Source organism: Arthrobacter sp. E44 (assembly GCF_041877125.1).
GTDB lineage: Bacteria > Actinomycetota > Actinomycetes > Actinomycetales > Micrococcaceae > Arthrobacter.
Genome location: NZ_JBHDJA010000007.1, coordinates 1 through 20,241 on the forward strand (window position 1 = coordinate 1; position 20,241 = coordinate 20,241).

General features: G+C 66.8%; 15 protein-coding genes and 1 pseudogene. 6 read left to right on the forward strand and 10 right to left on the reverse strand.

The genetic code is table 11. The annotated features are described in order from the left end of the window. Nucleotides 1-160 precede the first annotated feature (160 nt). The 4 genes from ACETK3_RS07950 to ACETK3_RS07965 form a co-directional block, all read right to left on the reverse strand. Complete coding sequence (locus tag ACETK3_RS07950; RefSeq protein WP_237430560.1) at nucleotides 161-1,735, reverse strand: APC family permease; 1,575 nt, start codon at nucleotides 1,733-1,735, stop codon at nucleotides 161-163. 150 nt (nucleotides 1,736-1,885) lie between these two features. Then, nucleotides 1,886-3,526 (reverse strand): GMC family oxidoreductase, encoded by a 1,641-nt coding sequence (locus ACETK3_RS07955; protein ID WP_373992717.1) that lies wholly within the window; start codon nucleotides 3,524-3,526, stop codon nucleotides 1,886-1,888. After that, complete coding sequence (locus tag ACETK3_RS07960) at nucleotides 3,527-5,065, reverse strand: aldehyde dehydrogenase family protein (RefSeq protein WP_373992718.1); 1,539 nt, start codon at nucleotides 5,063-5,065, stop codon at nucleotides 3,527-3,529. Nucleotides 5,066-5,188: 123 nt separating this feature from the next. Beyond that, nucleotides 5,189-5,803: a TetR/AcrR family transcriptional regulator gene (locus ACETK3_RS07965; protein WP_237429136.1), complete on the reverse strand. Its 615-nt coding sequence runs from the start codon at nucleotides 5,801-5,803 to the stop codon at nucleotides 5,189-5,191. A gap of 141 nt (nucleotides 5,804-5,944) precedes the next feature. On the opposite strand from ACETK3_RS07965, the gene ACETK3_RS07970 reads away from it, so the two are divergent. Next, nucleotides 5,945-6,118 (forward strand): hypothetical protein, encoded by a 174-nt coding sequence (locus ACETK3_RS07970; RefSeq protein ID WP_373992719.1) that lies wholly within the window; start codon nucleotides 5,945-5,947, stop codon nucleotides 6,116-6,118. Between the two features lie 63 nt (nucleotides 6,119-6,181). Here the strand turns inward: ACETK3_RS07970 and ACETK3_RS07975 are convergent. Together ACETK3_RS07975 and catA are read right to left on the reverse strand one after the other, a co-directional pair. Then, nucleotides 6,182-7,459, reverse strand: a pseudogene (locus ACETK3_RS07975) (benzoate/H(+) symporter BenE family transporter). Between the two features lie 91 nt (nucleotides 7,460-7,550). Beyond that, nucleotides 7,551-8,432, reverse strand: coding sequence for a catechol 1,2-dioxygenase (gene catA, locus ACETK3_RS07980; RefSeq protein WP_236820703.1), 882 nt, complete (start codon nucleotides 8,430-8,432; stop codon nucleotides 7,551-7,553). Between the two features lie 329 nt (nucleotides 8,433-8,761). Here catA and benA point away from each other — a divergent pair, with 329 nt between their 5' ends. From benA to ACETK3_RS08005, 5 genes are all read left to right on the forward strand, one after another. Then, on the forward strand, nucleotides 8,762-10,147 hold the full coding sequence (gene benA / locus ACETK3_RS07985; RefSeq protein ID WP_373992720.1) for a benzoate 1,2-dioxygenase large subunit: 1,386 nt from the start codon (nucleotides 8,762-8,764) through the stop codon (nucleotides 10,145-10,147). Between the two features lie 35 nt (nucleotides 10,148-10,182). After that, nucleotides 10,183-10,719, forward strand: coding sequence for a benzoate 1,2-dioxygenase small subunit (benB, locus tag ACETK3_RS07990; protein WP_306969560.1), 537 nt, complete (start codon nucleotides 10,183-10,185; stop codon nucleotides 10,717-10,719). A gap of 126 nt (nucleotides 10,720-10,845) precedes the next feature. Beyond that, on the forward strand, nucleotides 10,846-12,417 hold the full coding sequence (gene benC, locus ACETK3_RS07995) for a benzoate 1,2-dioxygenase electron transfer component BenC (RefSeq protein ID WP_237429132.1): 1,572 nt from the start codon (nucleotides 10,846-10,848) through the stop codon (nucleotides 12,415-12,417). Then, nucleotides 12,417-13,244 carry a 1,6-dihydroxycyclohexa-2,4-diene-1-carboxylate dehydrogenase gene (locus ACETK3_RS08000; protein ID WP_373992721.1) on the forward strand — a complete coding sequence of 276 codons (828 nt, stop codon included), beginning with the start codon at nucleotides 12,417-12,419 and terminating at the stop codon, nucleotides 13,242-13,244. Before benC ends, ACETK3_RS08000 begins: the two co-directional genes overlap by 1 nt. 59 nt (nucleotides 13,245-13,303) lie before the next feature. Then, a complete protein-coding gene (locus tag ACETK3_RS08005; RefSeq protein ID WP_306969556.1) occupies nucleotides 13,304-16,135 on the forward strand; it encodes an AAA family ATPase in 2,832 nt (943 codons plus the stop codon). Between the two features lie 25 nt (nucleotides 16,136-16,160). On the opposite strand, the gene catC is transcribed toward ACETK3_RS08005, so the two are convergent. The 4 genes from catC to ACETK3_RS08025 form a co-directional block, all read right to left on the reverse strand. After that, entirely contained in the window at nucleotides 16,161-16,439 is a 279-nt protein-coding gene (catC, locus tag ACETK3_RS08010) for a muconolactone Delta-isomerase (RefSeq protein WP_236820697.1), read from the reverse strand. 28 nt (nucleotides 16,440-16,467) lie between these two features. Then, complete coding sequence (locus tag ACETK3_RS08015) at nucleotides 16,468-17,568, reverse strand: mandelate racemase/muconate lactonizing enzyme family protein (RefSeq protein ID WP_236820696.1); 1,101 nt, start codon at nucleotides 17,566-17,568, stop codon at nucleotides 16,468-16,470. After that, nucleotides 17,565-18,494 carry a LysR substrate-binding domain-containing protein gene (locus ACETK3_RS08020; protein WP_236820695.1) on the reverse strand — a complete coding sequence of 310 codons (930 nt, stop codon included), beginning with the start codon at nucleotides 18,492-18,494 and terminating at the stop codon, nucleotides 17,565-17,567. The genes ACETK3_RS08015 and ACETK3_RS08020 overlap by 4 nt, the downstream gene beginning before the upstream one ends. A 74-nt stretch (nucleotides 18,495-18,568) precedes the next feature. Further along, complete coding sequence (locus ACETK3_RS08025) at nucleotides 18,569-19,942, reverse strand: aromatic acid/H+ symport family MFS transporter (protein ID WP_306969552.1); 1,374 nt, start codon at nucleotides 19,940-19,942, stop codon at nucleotides 18,569-18,571. Nucleotides 19,943-20,241: the final 299 nt, after the last annotated feature.

Sequence of the window (20,241 nt, forward strand, 5' to 3'; positions counted from 1 at the left end):
CCCAAGAACTCAACAGCCGACCACGCAAAACGCTCGGCTGGGACACCCCAGCCGAGCGTCTGCGTGATCTACTAATGACCACATAACACCAGCAGTGTTGCAACGACCCCTAGAAACCGCCAAGCGAGTGCCGCCGTCGACCTTTATTGATGTGGTGTTGTTAGCCTTCGGTTGCCAGGACCGCGTTGGCGGGCACGGCTTCCTCCGGTGCGTCATACCTGGGGTCATTGGACGAAGGATGGGCCGCCACGGCTGCGGCGTGCTCGGCCAGCACGCCGGTTTGGTGCCGGATCTTCAGGCGGTACAGCAGGGCACCGCCAACAACCACGGCAGCCACGAACATCACCCCGCCCCACTGCAGGTACCACTCGAACGGCGGCACCGAGTTGTAGATCTCGGGCCGGGGCCACACCAGGTTGATGGTCATGGCGGCACCCCACAGGACGGCCAGGATGTTCACGGGCAGCCCCCACTTGCCCATGCAGAACCCGGGCTCGGAACCGTCATCCAGGATGGGCCACTTCCTGGCGAACCGCTTGCGCAGCAGGGGCACTGTGACCAGGAGGTAGGACAGGTAGATCAGCACGATGCTGATGCTGGACAGGATGGTGAAGATGGCCGGCTGCATGACGTTGACCAGCAGCGGGATGACCGCCATGATGCCGATGACAATCGCGGCGACCGTGGGGGTCCTGCGGACCGGGTCCACCTTGCTGAGCTGCCGGCTGAAAGGCAGGTTGTTGTCGCGGGCCATGGCGAACATCATGCGGATGGCGGCGGCGTGCACGGCCAGGGTGCAGACCACCACGGCCACCACGATGCAGGCCAGGAAGGCCTTGCCGAAGGGTCCACCCAGGACGGAGAGCACGATGTGCTGCAGCCCGCCGTCGGGAGATCCCACTTGGGGGTCTGCGAGGTCCGGTGCGGCCAGGATGCCGAACAGCAGGATCAGCCCGCCGAGCACGAAGGACGCCGTGACAGCCCGCAGGATGGCCTTGGGTGCGGTCTTCTTGGGGTCCTTGGTTTCCTCACCGAGGGAGCTGGCAGTGTCGAAGCCGTACATGACGTAGCCGGAGGCCATGGCGCCGATCAGGAAGACGCCGAAGAAGCCAAGGTCGTTGCCTTCACCGAAGCCGTTGGTCTGGAAGAAGACCTCCGGTCCGCGCACCACGTGCCAGCCGAGGGCGAGGACCAGCAGCACGGCGGCGATGAGCTCCACGAAGACGCCGATGCTGTTGATCCGGGTCATCAGCTTCACACCGAACGCGTTGATCAGCGTGGAGATGGTGATCATGATGGTGGCCAGCACCACGCCGTTCATGGCGAAGTCGTAGGGGCCGGTGCCGTCACCGACGAACTGGAAGCCCTCCCAGAGCTGGGGGAGGGTGATCTGCAGGGCCAGGGCCACGGAGCCCAGGGCCATGATGGAGGACAACAGCAGCAGCCAGCCGGCCAGCCAGGAGGAGGTTCCGGAGGCGAGCCGCTTGGCCCAGTTGTAGACGGAGCCGGCAACCGGGTAACGGCCCGCCAACTCGGCGAAACACAGGGCCACCATCAGCTGGCCGACGAACACGATGGGCCAGGACCAGGCGTACGCCGGGCCGGCCATGGAAAAGCCGAAGTAGAACAGTTGGAAAACGCCGGTGAGGATGGAGATGTAGCTGACACCCGCGGCGAAGCTGGCGAACTTGCCGATGCTTCGGTCCAGCGTCTGGGTGTAGCCGAATTCGTCCATGCCGCTTGAATCAATACTCTTGCTGGGTTCCAATATGGACTCCTAGATCAGAAAAGCACGATGGGCCGGCCGCCCTGGGGTGCGGCGGAATATTGCTTGGTGGAGGGGCCCGCATTGTTGGGATGTGTGGGCCCCGTTTAGGCCTGCCGCTCAGGCCAGGGACGTGGTGAGCTCCTTCTCTTCCAGGGCGTCGGCGCCGGCGTAATCAGCCTTGATCAGGTCGGCACAGCGCTCGCCGATCATCATGACGGTGATGTTGGGGTTGACGGTGACGTGTTCGGGCATGACGGACGCGTCGGCCACCCGGAGGCCGGTGACGCCCTTGACCCGCAGCTCGGGGTCCAGTGGCGACATGTCGTCGTCGGCCGGTCCCATGCGGACGGTGCCCACGGGGTGGTAGACGGTGTTGTGGGTCTTGCGGATGTAATCCTGCAGTTCCTCGTCAGTCTGCGCCTCGACGCCGGGCGAGAGTTCGCGGCCGGTCCATTCCGCCATGGCGGGCTGGGCGGCGATTTCGCGGGCCTTGCGGATGCCGGCCACCATGACGCGCATGTCGTGGCCGTCCGGGTCCGTGAAGTAGCGGGGATCAACCATGGGCTTGTCGCGGAAGTCGCGGCTGCGCAGCCGGACGGTGCCGCGGGAGCGGGCGTGCGTGACGTTGGGGGTGAGGCTGAAGCCGTTCTCCGTGGTGGGGTAGCCGTGGCGCAGGGTGTTCATGTCGAACGGGACGGAGCCGTAGTGCATCATCAGGTCGGGGCGGTCCAGGCCGTCCTCGGTGGGGGTGAAGATGCCAATTTCCCACCACTGGGTGGAGGTCTGCACCATGGGCTGTTTGGCCTCGAACTGCACCACGCCTTCCGGGTGGTCCTGCAGGTGCTCGCCTACGCCGGGGGAGTCCACCAGGACCGCGATGCCGTGCTGGGCGAGGTGCGCGGCCGGGCCGATGCCGGAGAGCATGAGCAGCTTGGGGGAGTCGATGGCGCCGGTGGACAGGACCACCTCGCGGTGTGCGGTGAGGCGGTGGGTGCGGCCGAAGGCGGAATCCACCACGTCCACGCCGGTGCAGCGCTTGTCCGCGTCGAACACCAGTTGGCGTGCGCGCAGGCCGGTCAGCAGGGTGAAGTTGGGGCGGTCGATGATGGGGTGGATGTAGGAGACGGAGCTGGAGGCGCGGGTGCCGTCAGCTCTGCGGTTGATCTGGAAGAAGTTGGCGCCGTTGACCACCGTGGCGCCGGTGTTGAACTTGGCGCGGGGGATGCCCGCCTGCTCGCACGCATCCAAAAGCGCGACGCCGGCAGGATCTGCCGGGGGCACGTTCATCAGGTGCACGGGGCCTGAGTCGCCGTGGTGGGGTGCGTCCGGTCCGGCATCCTCATTAGTTTCCAGCCGCTTGTACAGGGGCCAGGCGGCGTCGGCGTTCCATCCGGTGGCGCCGTACTTGGATTCCCATTCGTCCAGGTCCTCGCGCGGGGCCCAGAACGCGATGCAGGAGTTATGGCTGGAGCAACCGCCCATCACCTTGGCGCGGGCGTGGCGCATGAAGGAGTTGCCGTTCTCCTGCGGCTCGATGGGGTAGTCCCAGTCGTACCCGGATTCCAGCAGCTCCATCCAGCGGTCCAGCTGCAGGATCTCGGGGATATTGCGGTCATCCGGTCCCGCCTCCACGAGGGCCACGGTCACGTCCGGGTCCTCGCTCAGCCGGGCGGCCACGGCGGCACCTGCGGACCCGCCGCCGATGACGACGTAATCGAAACCGCGTTGGGTGGCGTCGTCGATGTTGTCGAAGTGCATCTAGTTCTCCTTGCCGTGGTCAGCAAACCAGCCGGTGACCTGCGGGCTGGTGTTCTGGTAGATGTGCTTGGCTTCCTGGTATTCGGCCAGGCCCGTGGGGCCAAGCTCGCGGCCGACGCCGGACTGGCCGAAGCCGCCCCACTCGGCCTGGGGGAGGTAAGGGTGGTAGTCGTTGATCCAGATGGTGCCGTGCCGCAGCCGGGATGCCACGCGCTGCGCCTTGCCGGCGTCCTGCGTCCAGACCGCGCCGGCCAGGCCGTAGATGGTGTCGTTGGCAGTGGCGACGGCCTCGTCCTCGGTGCGGAATGTTTCCACGGTGACCACCGGGCCGAATGCCTCGTCGGTGACCACGGACATCCCGCGTTGCACCTGGTCCAGGACGGTCGGCTGGTAGTAGAACCCGGCGTCGTACTTCTCTCCCTGCGGCGCGGCGCCGCCGGTGCGCAGCCGTGCACCCTCCTGGATGCCGCGCTGGACGTAGGCGTGCACCTTGTCCCGGTGCGCGGCGGAGATCAGCGGGCCGGTTTCGGCGGCGTCATCGAAGGGGCCGCCGAGCTTGATGTCCTGGGCGCGGCGGACCAGCTCGTCCACGAAGCGTTCGGCGATGGATTCCTCCACCAGCAGCCGGGCCCCGGCGGAGCAGACCTGGCCGGAGTGGACGAACGCGCCGTTGAGGGCGTTGTCCACGGCGGCGTCGAAGTCGGCGTCGGCGAAGACCACGTTGGGGTTCTTGCCGCCAAGCTCCAGGGCCACCTTCTTGACGGTGCCGGCGGCGGCAGCGGCGATGCGCTTGCCGGTTTCCAGGCCGCCGGTGAAGGAGACGAGGTCGACGGCGGGGTGTTCCGAAAGCGGTGCGCCCGCCTCCGGGCCGGTGCCGGTGACGAGGTTGGCCACGCCGTCCGGCAGGCCGAGGTCCTGCAGCAGATGCATGGCAAGGATGCTGGTGGACGGGGTGAGCTCGGAGGGCTTGAGGACGAAGGTGCAGCCTGCAGCGAGGGCCGGGGCGATCTTCCACGCGGCCTGGAGGAGGGGGTAGTTCCAGGGCGTGATGAGGCCGCAGACACCCACGGGTTCGTAGACGATCCTGCTCACGACGGCGGGGTCCCCGGCGTCCACCACGCGGCCCGCCTGCTGCCCGGCGAGCCTGCCGAAGTATTCGAAGCAGGCGGCGATGTCGTCCATGTCGATGCGGCTTTCCACCATGCGCTTGCCGGTATCGAGCGACTCGGCGCGGGCGAACTCTTCCCGGCGTTCGCGGAGCCCGGCGGCAACCTTCAGGAGGAAGGCGCCGCGCTCCGGTGCCGGGACGCCCGACCAGACGCCGGAGTCGAAGGCGGAGCGGGCGGCAGCGATGGCGCGTTCAGCGTCCGCCCGGCCGGCCTCGGAGACGATGGCCGCCAGCTCGCCGTCGGCCGGATTCCGGATTTCGCGCACAGCGCCGGAGGATGCCGGTTCCCATTTGCCGTTGATGAACAGGGTGGACGCTGTATCGGTTTCGACGCCTGGAACAAGGTCCTGCGTTGATGTGGCGTAAGTCATACGGAGGACAGTAATGCACTTTGAACAAGTGTTCAATAGATTTCTTGAACACTTGTTCAATGCTGCTCATGCAGCTACGGTTGCCTTGCGGCCGGCGTTTTAGGCGTGGTCCGGCCCCGCGTTTTAGTCTCTTTCGCTCAGGTCAGGATCGGGGATCGGCGCGAACGCGATCTCTTCCGTCCGCGCGATACTTCGTTGAATGGAGGCCTTGTCCACCCCGAGCAGCGCCGTCAGCCACATGCCGTTTTGGATGACGACGATGTCCGACGCCCGCTCCCTGCACGCCAGCCAGGGCAGGTCGGGCTTGGCGCTGGACACCAGCGCGGCGAGCCCGTCGATGTACCGGTCAAAGGCGGCGGCGTTGATCTGCGCGTAATCCTCATCCGCTTGGGCCAGGGCCCAAAGATGCAGGCGTAGGGACAGGTACCGGGTGGTGAGCAGGTCGGCGGCCGCCACCCGCCGGAGCGCCTTCCGAAGCTGCTCATCGGGGGACACCGACGGGTCCGGGGCAACGAGCAAAAGATCGTGTTCATCCACCCTGCCCAGGGCTGCCCGGATCAGGGTGGTCTTGTCATCAAAGTAGTAGTTGACCAGGCCCAGCGCCACGCCGGCTTCGCGCGCCACTGCCCGCATACTAACGCCCGAAATACCGTGCCGGGACAGCAGGTCCATTGCTGCGTCAAGGATACGCGATTGCCTGTCAGTCTGTTCGCCCGAGTTCACGGCACTGGTCCCCATCTGGCCAGACTATTGCCTAACACTGCACCTGCCTAACCATGGAGCGGCGTACTTGCCGGCCTGTCGATTGATGTTTGAAGCCTTCTTCTGCCGGGCAGGGTACTGGTACACCCGGGATTTATCAGTACAGCTTGGAGAAAGATGGAAAGCGCAAGCCTCGTTGCCCTCTTGTTTGCGGGCGCCATCCGCGCCGGCGGGAGCGCACTGCCACACGCCCCACAGGTCATCGCAGAAGCCCGGGTGGAAGCGGCGGGCGTGGTTGGCGTTCCGGAGCAGGACAGCAACTTTCCTGCACCGGCTGGCTTGGGCGGTTGAACCGGACCCGCGCTGACACGGAAGAATCCCCGCCCGGTTCTGTGGCACGCGCCCGTTCCCGCCTCACGGCTGGGCGTGGTCCGCGCGCTCCAGCAGGCGGGACACCCCGTAGCCGATGACCAGGCCCCAGAAGGCTGCATGGATGTTGAAGAGGTTCATGCCGGAGATGGCCACCACGAACGTTACCAGCGAGCCCAGGGTGAAGCTGGTGGCGAAGGCCGTGACGAAGGCCTGCTGGAGGGCCCGCAGCATCGCGATGCCGCCCAGCGCCAGCACAAACTCCTTGGGCGCGGCCAGCATCAGCCGGGTCAGAGTGGGAGCAAAAGCAGCGAACACCAGGGCCAGCAGGCCATACGCCACGGCGGCCGTGTATTGGCGCTCCCGCTTCCCGGACGAGGTCAACAGGGCGTTGGTGGGGCCTGTGACGCAGGCCGAAACGGCGCCGAAGCCGGCGTTCAGCACTTAAAAAGCGCCGGAGGCAATGGCGAAGGCATTCACGGGCGGCTGATGGCCGGCGGCACGGAGGACCGCGATGCCCTGGCCATTTTGAACGAACAGGACGGTGAGGGCCAGCGGAACCACCAGTTCGAGCTGGGCAGCCCACGTAAATTCAGGGGCAGTGAAAACCGGGGTGGCCACGAGCGGTCCGCCGGACGGAAGGTTGAACTGGCCGCTGGCCGCTACGGCGATGCAGCCCGCCACCAGTGTGCCCAGGACCGGCGGCAGGAACCTGCCAAGCATGGGAACTGCGGTAAGGACCAGGAACGCGGCCACCATCGGAGCAGCCACGGCCGGGTTGTCCTGGGTTGCGGCGACGATGTCTGTGCCGAACTTCAGGAACACCGCAGCCACCATGGCCATTACGAGCGGCATGGGCACCAGCGCCATGGCTTTGCGCACCACCCCGGTGGCGCCCAGGGCGAGGATCAGCACGCCGGAGGTGAAGAAGGCCCCGACGACTTCGGGGAAGGCCAGGTGCTGAAGGGACGGCCCCAGGAGCACCGTGCCAGGGATGGACCACGCGAAGCCCAAGGGCTGCCGGTAGATGAGCGACATCAGCAGGGTCGCCGCGCCGCCCGAGAAAAGGATGCCAAAAACCCAGGACGACAGTTGGCCCTGGGTCAGGCCGCCGGCCGTGCCGACGGCCAGGGTGACGGCGATGGGTCCGGACGCCGCGAAGATGAGCCCGATCGCCCCGTTGGAGACGTACGACAGGCCCAGGTCGCGAAGAACCCGGCGCGGACCCGCGGGCCGGACCCCCGGGCGCTCCAACAGGGGTTCCGGCGCCGGCGGGGCTGACCCGGCGGATGTGGCGGCCGGGTCGGGGCGGGTATGGCTCATCGGAACTCCTGGCTGGCGCGGAAAAACCGGAGGCGCTCCGAAGCATCAGCTCCGGAGCGCCTCCGTGCGGGGGTATCTCCCAGTTTGCGTGCTACTTCTTCTGGCCCTGCTTTGCCAGGACGTAGTCATAAACTACTTCCTCGCCCTTTCCGTCGGAACGGGGGCGGGGGTCCAGCATCAGTTCAGGCTTCACCGCCGAGGCGATGTCGTCCGCGTTGTGGGGGTCGCCGGGGAAGTACAGCTGCTGCGTGACCGGCTCGTAGCCCGGCGCGGACACCTTGATGTGGATGTGCGCCGGACGCCAGGCGTGCCAGCCCGCGGCGTTGATCAGCTGTCCGCAGGCGCCGTCCGTGGGGATCTGGTAGGGCGCCGGACGCATGGTGTTGATCTCGAACCGGCCGTCGTCCGAGGCCTTGACGGTGGCCCGGAAGAGCCACTCGGGCATGCCCGGGGCGTACTGGGAGTAGAAACCGGCGGCGTCCGCGTGCCAGATCTCCACCTGGGCACCCTGGATGGGGTTGCCGTCGGTGTCGGTGAACTGGCCGGTGAACCGGAGCGGGGTGCCCTCTTCGTCGTCGCGCATTTCCACGGTGGCAGGCGTCTGGAGTTCCGGGGAGTTGGGGACGTAGTAGGGGCCCTCGATGGTGCCCACGGTGCCGGGTCGGTCCTGGGAGTTCACGTCCTCAACGGTGTGTTCAAGCCAGACGTCGAGGAACAGCGGCCATTCACCGTCCGTGCCCACCTTGATCAGCCATGCTTTAAGGGCGTTGTATTCCTCATAGGTGACCTGGTGCTCCACGACGATGTCGTTGGCGGCCTTGATCAGTGCGCCGGCCAGCAGGCTCACCCGTTCCTTGGATACATCCACCCGGGAGAGCTTGCCTGACGCGGCGAAGCGTTCGGTTGCCTTGGAGCCTGCTTCGACGGCGGTGCCTTCGTTTTCCGTGCGGCTGTCCGTTGGGGTCTGGGTCATGACGATGTCCACCTTCTTCATTGAATGGGACAGGAAGGGCTCCTGCTCCCCACGCGGCCTGCTGGGCGGAACGTTCCACCTGCCCTGCTCGGCACCGCGTGATCTCGGTCTCAATCGTAGGGCCGCAGATAAGGACGCTACAAATATCAACTGGGCGTCTTTTGAGTCATTATCGGTACATAAAGACACCCTTGGTGGAACCTAGGTATTTGCCTGATGTGAGGCCAATCACGAGCGGTAAGAATTGCTGGATAACGTCCGCCGCCGAAGCCTCTTCCCGAGTGGACCTCCGCCCGTCCGTCCAGCAATCTCCAATGAAGGAGCACGCCATGACCGAGAACCTGATCCATGCCCGCGAGGTCCTTGCCGACGCCTTGATCGACGACCGCGAGAACGGCGTCATCCGGGCCAAGCGCGAGATCTTCACCGACCAGGAGATCTTCGAACTCGAGATGAAGCACATATTCGAAGGCAACTGGGTGTACCTCGCCCACGAGTCGCAGATCCCCAACGTGGGCGACTACTTCACCACCTACATCGGCCGTACCCCCGTGGTGATCACCCGGGACAAGGACGGGAAGCTGAACTGCCTGGTCAACGCCTGTTCGCACCGCGGCGCCATGCTGTGCCGCCGCAAGACGGACAACCGCACCACCTTCACCTGCCCGTTCCACGGCTGGACCTTCAAGAACTCCGGCGAGCTGCTCAAGGTCAAGGACTCCCGGAACGCCGGCTACCCTGAGACCTTCAACAAGGAAGGCTCGCACGACCTCACCAAGGTGGCCCACTTTGAGTCCTACCGCGGCTTCCTGTTCGGCTCCCTGAAGGCCGACGTGCTCCCGCTCGAGGAGCACCTGGGCGATGCCACCAAGGTCATCGATTCGATCGTTGACCAGTCGCCCGAAGGCCTGGAAGTGCTGCGCGGTTCCTCCACCTACACCTACGACGGCAACTGGAAGGTCCAGGCCGAGAACGGCGCGGACGGCTACCACGTCACCGCCGTGCACTGGAACTACGCAGCCACCACGGCCCGCCGCAGCGCCGGTGACTCCGCCAACAAGACCAAGGCCATGGACGCCGGCAAGTGGGGCAAAGTCAAGGGCGGGTTCTACTCCTACGACCACGGGCACCTGCTGCTGTGGCAGGAATGGACCAACCCCCAGGACCGCCCGTTGTGGGACCGCCGCGACGAGCTTGTGGCCAAGTACGGCGAGGAGATGGCGAACTTCATGATCAACATCTCGCGCAACCTCTGCCTGTACCCGAACGTCTACATCATGGACCAGTTCTCCTCCCAGATCCGCCACTTCCGGCCGATCTCCGCGGACCAGACAGAGGTGACCATCTATTGCATCGCCCCCAAAGGTGAGTCGCAGGAGAACCGCTCCAAGCGCATCCGCCAATACGAGGACTTCTTCAACGCCACGGGAATGGCCACCCCGGACGACCTGGAGGAATTCCGCTCCTGCAACAAGACCTACTGGGCCACCAGCGCCCCGTGGAATGACATGACCCGCGGCTCCACCCACGAGATCACCGGCCCGGACGAGCAGGCGCAGGCGCTGGGCATGACAAGGGTGATCGCCTCCGGCGTGCGCACCGAAGACGAGGGGCTCTACCCCATCCAGCACGGGTACTGGAAGGAAGTCATGGACCGGGCCCTGGCCGAGGAAGAGGAGCGTTCCGCCCTGGAATCCGTTCCCGTCACCGCCTGAGAGAGCCCACAGGAACCACAGAGAGCGCAGAACCCATGACCAACCTGACCCACACCACCCCGGTCCTCAAGACCGCGGAGGAGATCGCAACCCTCGAAACCGTCCGGGCGTTCCTCTACCGGGAAGCCCGCCTCCTGGATGACCGCCAGTTCGATGAATGGCTGGAGTGCTACCACCCGGACTCCGAATTCTGGATGCCGGCCTGGGACGTGGACGACCAGCTGACGCAGGATCCCCAGAACGAGATTTCCCTGATCTACTACGACAACCGCGGCGGCATCGAGGACCGGGTGTTCCGGATCAAGACCGACAGGTCATCAGCCACTTCCCTCCCGGAGCCGCGCACGGGCCACAACATCACCGACGTCGAAGTGTTGGCGAACGACGGCGGCAAGGTGGAGGTGCGCTTCAACTGGTTCACCCTCTACTTCCGCTACAACACGACGGACACCTACTTCGGCACCAGCTACTACACGCTGGACCTGTCCGGCCTGCAGCCGGTGATCCTGAAGAAGAAAGTGGTCCTGAAGAACGACTACATCCACCACGTGGTGGATGTCTACATGATCTGACCTGCCCGCAGCCGGCGCCGGGACATACGGGCGCTGCGCGGCAGCTTCCATCCCTGTGCCCGCCGGGCACGCCACAACTTTTTTACCCGGGACGCGACGACGCGCCCGGCCAGTCAGGAGGACCCCATGGGCCACAAAGTAGCCCTCAGCTTCGAAGACGGCGTCACCAAAGTCATCAAGGTCGGCGATTATGAGACCGTCATGGATGCCGCCTACAAGGCGCGCATCAACATTCCGTCAGACTGCCGGGACGGCGCCTGCGGTACGTGCAAGGCGTTCTGCGATTCCGGCTCGTTCGACCCGGGCGACTTCATCGACGACGCCATGACGGAGGAGGAACTCGAAAAGGGCTACCTGCTGACCTGCCAGGCTGTCCCGGAGTCCGACCTGGCCATCCAGATCCCCGCCACGTCCGAATCGGCCAAGACGGCGGCTGCCACCTTCAGCTCCACCGTCAAGGAGCTCAACCGGCACACGGACACCACGGTGTCCTTCACCCTTGAGGTGGACGACCGCGAGGCGCTGGCCTTCCTCCCCGGGCAGTACGTCAACCTCAAGGTTCCCGGCACCGATGCCGAGCGCTCCTACTCCTTCAGCAGCGGCCCCGAGGTCCAGGATGCGTCCTTCATGGTCCGTGTGACTCCACAGGGCGCGATGTCCGAGTACCTGCGCGACCGCGCCGCCGTAGGCGATGCCATCGAGTTCACCGGCCCGTACGGATCCTTCTTCCTGCGCGAACCTAAGCGGCCCCTCCTGCTCCTGGCCGGTGGCACCGGACTGGCCCCGTTGCTGTCCATCCTGGAAAAGCTTGCCGAAAACCCGCCCTCCAGCCCGGTCCACCTGATTTACGGACTCACCCGTGAGGCGGACATCGTGGGCCTGGACTGGCTCCGCGCCTACGAGGCGAAACTGCCCGGCTTCACCTGGGACTACATCGCCTCCGAGCCCGGCACCTCCGCCCCGCACACCGGCTACGTCACGCAGATCATCGAACCGAAGCACCTCAACGACGGCGACGTGGACATCTACCTCTGCGGCCCGCCGCCCATGGTCAACGCTGTCTCCAAGTGGCTGGATACCGAAGGCATCAAGCCTGCCAACTTCTACTTCGAACGTTTCGCACCGAAGGAAACCACCGGAGGCGACGCTGAAACGGGCGCGCCGGCTCCGGTTGAGAAAGTCCAGGCCGACGGCGACACCATGACCCGCGGCGAGGCCGTGTCCTCGCTGGAAACCGGGCGGTTGGATTTCCGCAAGGAGGACAGCTTCGCCCAGCTTGATGCCCGGATGGGCCTGGAGCTTGCGGTCAGCGAACTGCTGCTGGGAAGGCTCAGTGAACACCAACTTCGCCAGTTCCGCCGGCTCGCGGAAGCCACCACCGGCTCGGTGCAGGGCGGGAGCATCACAGATCCCGAGGAGTTCGCGCGCACCAACGAGGAATTCCACGAGTACCTCTTCATGGTCTGCGACAACCCGATGCTCCTGGAGTCCTACCGGCGCCTGGACGTCCACGCCCAAATGGCCGCGGCGTTCGAAGCCGGGACGCCGATCTTCGAACGCGTCACGCAGGACCACCTTGAGATCGTGAGCGCTTTCGAACGAGGCGACAAGGACCACCTGCGCGCCGTCATCACCGCCCATGCCCAGGACGCGAAGGACACCATGGCCGGGGCCATCGACGCCAAGGCCGCCCTCTGATGGCTGCGCCGTATGCCGGGCAATACATGACGCCGGGCAGGTTCGGCGGCAAGGTCGCCGTCGTCACCGGTGCCGCCCAGGGGATCGGCCAGAAGGTGGCCGAGCGCATCGGCGCCGAAGGCGGCGCAGTGGTCCTGGTGGACCGCGCGGACCTCGTCCACGACGTTGCCCGCGGCATCGACGAGGCCGCCAAGGCGTCGGGTTCGGGCGGGGCGGCCACGTCCGTCACCGCGGACCTGGCGACCTTCGCCGGCGCCACCCAGGCCATCAAGGCAGCGCTCGCAGCCCACGGCCGGGTGGACGTGCTGGTCAACAACGTGGGCGGCACCATCTGGGCCCGTCCCTACCAGGAGTACGACGAGGACAAGATCGAGAAGGAAATCCGCCGTTCGCTCTTTCCCACGCTCTGGACTTGCCGGGCAGTCCTGCCGGCCATGATGGAGCAGGGCTCGGGCACGATCGTGAACGTCTCCTCGGTAGCCACCCGGGGAATGCACCGGGTGCCGTATGCCGCGGCGAAAGGTGGCGTGAACGCCCTGACCCAGTCGCTGGCCATGGAGGTGGCCGGGCAAGGCATCCGCGTGGTGGCCACCGCCCCGGGCGGCACGGAAGCCCCGCCGCGGAAGGTCAAGCGGGGGCCGGACGCCGAATCCGCCACCGAGAAGGACTGGTACCAGACCATCGTTGACCAGACGGTGGAGTCCTCGTTCATGAAGCGCTACGGCACCCTGGACGAGCAGGCGGCGCCCATCGTGTTCCTTGCCTCGGACGAGGCGTCCTACCTGACCGGCAGCATCCTCCCCGTGGCCGGCGGCGACCTGGGCTAGTGCATCCAATCGATGCACGCCATGGGGGGCGCCCAGGCCCCTCCGGTAGGATTGCGGCCATGACAGCGGGCTCCACCCAGGGCGAGATGGCGGAGGACTTCCCGCTGGCGGGCCGGGCAGCGGTGTTCGAGCAGCTGCTGGAAATCCTCCGCACCGTCCGCAAAGGCAAGGTGGGAACCGTTGTCCTCTCCGGCCCGTCCGGATCGGGCAAAACCGCACTCCTGGAACTCTTCCTTGACCACTGCCGCACGGCCGCCCGAGGCGTCCGCGTGCTGTCCGCCATGGGGGACGACTGGGAGGCGCAGTTCGCCTTGGCAGGCTACTCCCAGCTCATGCGGACCCTGCCGCTCCGTACGGCAAAGGATTACGACGACGGCCCGGCCCTGGCGCCGGGGCCCGTCGCCGCCCTGACCCCCGACCAGGTGGTCAACTACGCCTCCACCCTCAGCACCCATCTCGAAGGCCTGCAGACGCACGGCAGCGTGGTGGTCGCCGTCGACGACGTCCACAAGCTCGACGAGGAGAGCCTGCGCATCCTCACCTTCGTCATGCGCAGGCTGCACGACAAGCGGGTCCTCTTCCTGCTGACCCTCAACCCTCTAGACGCACCCCGTGTCCCCGCCGGCGTGCTCGACTTCCTCACCGGCCACCAGGTGGTCCGCATTCCGCTGGAACCCCTCTCGCCGCAGCAGGTCCAGGACGTGGCCCGGAGCCTGTTCGGCCTTGACCTCAGCGCGACGGCGGCCCACGGCCTGGTGACGCACACCGGCGGGATTGCCCAGTCCATCGTGGAGCTGCTCCGCGAGCTGCCGCCGGAAACGTGGCAGTCGTGGTTCCCGTCCCTGCCGCCCACCTCCCGGGTGCGCGCCAGGGTCCGCAGCGTCCTGGCCGCCGCGTCCCCCGCCTTGGTCGCCGCCGCGGAGGCCGCAGCTGTGCTCGGCCCCGGCGCCGGCCTGGCTGAGGTGGCCAGGGTGGGCGGCCTGGAATCCGTCTTGCCGGCACTCGATGAGGGACACCGTGCGGGGCTCCTGGGACTGTCCGTGGACCAGTCCCGCTCCGCCGTCGCCTTCCTGGAACCCGGCACCGCGGAAGCCGTCTACGAACAGATCGTCCCCAGCCGGCGCATTGCCCTGCACCGGAAGGCCGCCGAGGCCGTCCAGTCCGAGGGCGAACAGTTGGGCCACCGGGTTGCCGCCACCCCGGCCGCAGACGAAACCCTGGCCGCGGAACTGGAAGACTTCGCCCGGCGGCAGGCCACGGTCGGGGCGTGGCAGGATGCCTCCACCGCGCTGTTCTCCGCCTCGCGGCTGTCCCCCAATATCCGCGCCCGCAACCTCCGGCTCCTGAAAGCCGTCGACGCCCTGGTCGGCTCCGGCAATGTGGCCCAGGCGCAGGCCTGGGCCGGGGCAGTGGATGCCCTGCCGCCGTCGCCCCTGCGCTCCTCGGTGCTTGGGTACCTGTCCACGGTGTCCGGCCAGAACGACAGCGCCCAAAGCCAACTGGAGATGGCCTGGCGGACCAGCAATCCGCAGCATGAACCCGCTGCCGCAGCACAGGTGGCCCAGCGTTTCGTCCTCCACGGGGTGGCCTCCTGGGACGGCCCGATGATCACCGGTTGGGCCGAACGAGCCATGGCTCTGACCGAGCCCGGAACACCGGCGCACATCGAGTCGGAAGCCATCTACGGCCTGGGCCTGTATGCCCAGGGCCGGATATCGGACGCCGAGGCCTCCTACCAGCGGGCCTCAGCCCAGGCGGCCGAGAATGCCCAGAAGCAACGGGTGCAGATGGGTGCCGGCTGGCTGGCCCTGCGCTTGGACAACGCCGAATCCGCGCTGGTGAATTTTGAGTCGGCCGCCCCCACGGAGTACCGCGGGGGATCGCTGCGGATCTCCCTGTGGGCCGAGGCCTGGCTGGCCCGCACCCACCTTGTGCTGGGCAACTGGGATGCGGCCGCCGCCACCATCTCCCGGGCCAGCGTCCGGCTGGAGACCTCGCGGATGCCGCTGATCCGGCCGCTGCTGTATTGGACGGCCGCCGAGCTGTGGTCCATGCGGGGCGACTGGGACCGCGCACGCTACTACGTCTCGCAGGCCGCGGTGCAGCCGGGAACCTACCGCGCCATGCAGGTCCCGGCCAGCCTGGCGCGCGCCCGCTTCCACGAGGCACGGGCGGACTACGAAAGTGCCCTGGCTGCCATGCAGCCGCTGGCGGAGCTGGACCCCTGGACTGATCAGCGGGTGTCCTTTTGGCCCTGGCAGGACACGTATGTCAACGCCCTGGTCATGACGGACAAGCTCGATGCCGCTGAGACGTTCCTGACCGCGTTCGAGCGAGTGCACCGCGAACGGGAAGTCCCCTCGGACCTGGCCCGCGTGGCGTGGGCGCGGGGGCGGCTGCTGGCCGCGCAGGGCGACCCGGACACGGCAAGGGAGTACTTCGAGGCGGCGCTGGGGCACCTTCGCGGGCTCAACCGCCCTTATCTGCGTGCGCGGATAAGTTTCGCGTTCGGGCAAAGCATGCGCCGGGCCGGAAAGCGGCGCCTGGCCTCATCGGTGCTGCGGGCGGCGCGGGATCTGTACGACACCCTTGGCGCGGCCACGTACGTGGAACGGTGCGACCGCGAGCTGAAGGCAACCGGCCTCGACGTCGGGAACCTGCCGGACCCGGCGGATCCCGTGCTCTCCTCGGTGGGCAGCCACCATCAACAGCTCACCGCCCAGGAACAGGCCGTCGCCGAACTGGTGGCTGCCGGGGCAACCAACAAGGAGGCGGCCCGGTCCCTGTTCCTGGCCGAAAAGACGGTGCAGTACCACCTGACGCGGCTGTACCGGAAGATGGGAATCCGGTCGCGCAGCGAACTTGCTGCCGCGTTCCGGGCCAGGGACTGACCCGGAACGCCGCGGGGACTGCTGCCTACTTGACGTCCGACGGGTGCTTGGCCAGCGGAACCACGGTGATGTCCATGTACGGGAACAGCGGAAGGTCCTGCAGAATCCCGTGCAGCTCGTCGTTCGATTCGACATCGAAGATGGAGTAGTTGGCGTATTCGCCCACCACTCGCCAGATCTCGGGCCACTTGCCGGAACGCTGCAGTTCCTGGGAGTAGGCCTTCTCCTTTGCCTTGATGCCGGCGGCTTCTTCGGCGGGCATGCCGGCGGGCAGTTTGACGTCCATATGGACCAGGTACTTCATGGTGACCTCTCGGTGGAAGGAACGGGTGTCAGTCGGTGCGGTAGTGGGCCAGCTTGTCCTCGTCCACATCGGTGCCTGCGCCGGGAGTTTCGGGAACGTGAATCCGGCCGCCGGTGATGGCCAGTGGTTGCGCCAGCAGGTCATCGGTCATATCCAGGTAGTTGGACAGCTCCGCCGCACGCCTGGCGGTGTGGGCGAAGGCTGCGCCGAACACCACGGAGGCGACCGTGCCCACCTGGGTGTCGATCTGGTTGCCGATGTAGACGTCGATGCCCATGCCCTCGGCCATGCCAACGATCTTGGCGGCCTCGGTGAAGCCCGACCGGGCGGTCTTCACGGACAGCAGGTTGGCCCCGCCGGTCAGGATTTCGCGGGCCGCCTCGCCCAGGTTGGCGGCGGATTCGTCCGCGGCAATGGGAATGGGGGAGTTGGTGACCAGGCGCCGGCGGCCCAGGACTTCGCGGGCGTCGTCCGGCTCCTCAAGGAACTGCAGGCCGAGGTCGGCGGTGCGGCGCAGCACCTCGGCGGCCTCGTTGGCCGTCCAGCCGCGGTTGGCGTCCATGTACAGCTCGGCGTCCTCGCCCAGGCCCTCCCGCAGCACCCTGGCAGCCTCGATGTCCAGGTTCAGCGGCCGGCGGCCGGTCTTCAGCTTGAAGGTGTTGATGCCGTAGGTTTCCCGGAACTCCAGGGCCAAGGCCAGGAGTTCCTTGGCGGGTTTGAATCCGAGCATGTGGGAGACGCGCAGCGAATCGGTATAGCCGCCCAGCAGCTTGGTCACGGGCTGCCCCAGGGTCTTGCCGATGACGTCCCAAACGGCGATATCCACCGCGCCCTTGGCCGTCTGGTTGTGGATGGTGCGCGCCAGGACGGCCTGGATCTTTTCCCGGTCAAAGACGTCGGTGCCCACCAGCTGCGGGGCGAAGACATCCTGCACTACCGCCACGATGGACTTCTGCGTCTCACCATAGGTGTAGGGGCGGGGCGGGGTGTCCGCAGTGCCCACCACGCCGTCGTCGGTGTGGACGCGGACCAGGACGTGGTCGGCCTCGTGCACGGAACCGGAGGCGAAATGCAGCGGGTGGCGGTACGGGATCGAGTAGGGGATCGCCTCGATGGCTGCGATCTTCATGACGGGAGGAGCCTTTCATCAGCGGGAGCGGGGGTGCCGGCAGGGGTGGCGTCAGCGGTTGCCCTGGCCACGATGTCCAGGAAGTTTTGCAGGAGGGCGGACCGGTGGCCGCGCAGCCAGGCGACGGCGAGTTCCACCGGCGGAACGTTGTCGATTTCCCGGTACGCGACGCCTTCGAGCTGGAAGGCGCGCACGCTGGACGGCATGACGGCGATGCCGCCGCCCGCAGCCACGAACGCCAGCATTGTGGAGGTCTCACCCACCACTTGCGTGATCCGCGGCTGGAAGCCCGCCTGGCGGCAGAGGTCCGAGGTAATACGGTTCAGCACGGACTCCGGAGCGTAGGCGATGAAGTCCTGGTCCTGCAGTTCATGCATGGCCACGGGCCGGTCCACCGCCAGGGCGCTGAAGGAGGGAAGCGCGACGACGAGTGGCTCCTGGCTGACCACGCGGTAGTCGATTTCTTCGGAGGCAACGGGGGGACGCAGCAGCGCCGCGTCCAGGGTCCCGTTCCGCAGCCCCGCTTCCATGGACGGCGTCAGCATCTCCCCGTTCAGCGCCAGCGACAGGCCGGGCAGGACCTGCTTGGTGAGCCGCGCTATCCGGGGCATGACCCCGTAGGTTGCCGATCCGGAAAACCCCACCCGGAGGACGCCGGTGGCGCCCTTGCCCACTTGGTAGACATCGGCCCGGAGTGTCTCGACGTCGTTGACGATCTGGCGGCCGCGGTCCAGCAGGAGCTGGCCCGCCGCCGTCAGGTCCACCCGCCGGGTGGTGCGGTTGAGCAGCTGGACGCCCAGTTGGTCTTCCAGTTGGCGGATCTGCTGGGACAGGGGCGGCTGCGCCATGTGCAGGCGCTTTGCCGCCCTGCCGAAGTGCCGCTCCTCCGCCACCGCGATGAAATAGTTCAGCTGGCGGATGTCCATCCGGTGCCACCTTCCAACGGGCCGGGGGAGGCGCGGCGCGGCCTCATTGATTCATAGAGTAACCATAAAAAGCCTTACTTAGATACTTTTTCGACGTAATCTTGCTGTTCCTCCGCTGCGGGCACAGCTTCTTCGAGCTTGGGCTGGCGCGGCACCAGGACAGTGACGGCGCCGCCGAGCAGGGCTACCGCTCCGTACAGGTAGAAGGCTGTTGCCCCGCCGATGCCCGCTGCGGCCAGCCAGCCGCCGATGATCGGGCCCAGGACCCCGCCGAGCCGGCCCACGCTGGCGCACCAGGCGACGCCGGCGGCGCGGGCATTGGTGGTGAAATAGTTGGACTGGAAACCGTAGACCAGCACCTGGGTGCCCAGGGTTCCCACCCCTGCGGTGGCAATGAAGGTGAAGAGCAGCGGCAGCGGGAAGCTGAACGTCATCAATCCCAGGGAAATGGTGGCGAGGGCAAACGTGGCAGCGATAACCCGCTGCGGTCCGTTCCGGTCGGCCATCCTGGAGGCCACCAATCCGCCCACCACAGCGCCGAGGTTCAGGGCCAGCGGGAAGAAGAGGGCATAGGTCCGGCCGTAGCCGTAACCCTCCATGATCTTGGGCAACCAGGTGTTGAGCCCGTAGGTCAGGAGTAGGCCGCAGAAGGACATCAGGCCCAGCAGGATGGATGCCACGGCGAACTGGCGGGAGAAGACGGCGGCGAACCCGGACTTCCGCGGAGCGGCGCCGGCCTCCCGGATCACCTGCTCTTCGGCGAGCGGCACCCCGGTGCGCCATGCAGCGGCCAGGGCTTCCTCCTCCCGGCCGCGGGCCAACAGCCACCGCGGGGACTCCGGAAGCTTCCGCCAGGCAATGGGCAGGATGACCAGGAGGGGCAGGGACCCAATGACGAAGAGACCGCGCCAGCCGATGCTGTCCAGGAAGGCGATGCCCAGGACGGACGCCAGCACTCCGCCCGCGGGGACCCCGGAGTAGACGATCGCGTTGTAGAACTGACGCCGTCCCGCGGGCGCGAACTCGGCCATCGTGGCGCCGGCGCTGGCGATAACCACGCCCAGGCCCAGCCCGGTGGCAAACCGGAGGGCCCCGAATGCGGTGACGTCAGTGGCCAGGGCGGTGGCGAACATGCCCAGGGAGAACCAGGCGATGCCCGCGAGCATCAGCCGGCGGCGGCCGAAGAAGTCACCGATCGCCCCGCACGCCAGTGACCCCACCAGCACGCCGATCAGGGCCCAGGACCCCAGGAGGCCGGCCGTGGCCGCATCGAAATGACCAATTTGGCCCGCGTCCGCGAGCAGTCCCGGAAGGACGGTGCCGTAGACCACCAGGTCGTAGCCATCAAAAAGGAGGGCGGCGCAGATGATGAAGGCCACCCAGTTGGCTGTCCGGACCTCCTTTCCCGGGTTTCCGGAGATCGTGGATTGGGGGTGCGGCAGGGTCATGGCGCAGGTCCTTTCAGGGGGGCGGGTGTGGAGGCGTTGCGGTATTCGGATGGATCCGGACCGCGGCCTCGGCACCCCAGCCTGACAGCCAATGTGACACGCGGCATATGAGGGAAATGCCCGGTTTCCCGCCGGGGGTGCATTGTGCCGTTTCCGCATATCAAAGGGGCTGTATTTGCAATGGATCCAGCGCGAACAGGCCCAATGCGCCCGGTGGCGGCGGCTCTTTGGGGGGTGGCGGAAGGACCAGTCTCAGTCCATACGCGGCCGGTATGAACCAGGCGGGCCGTAACCATGGC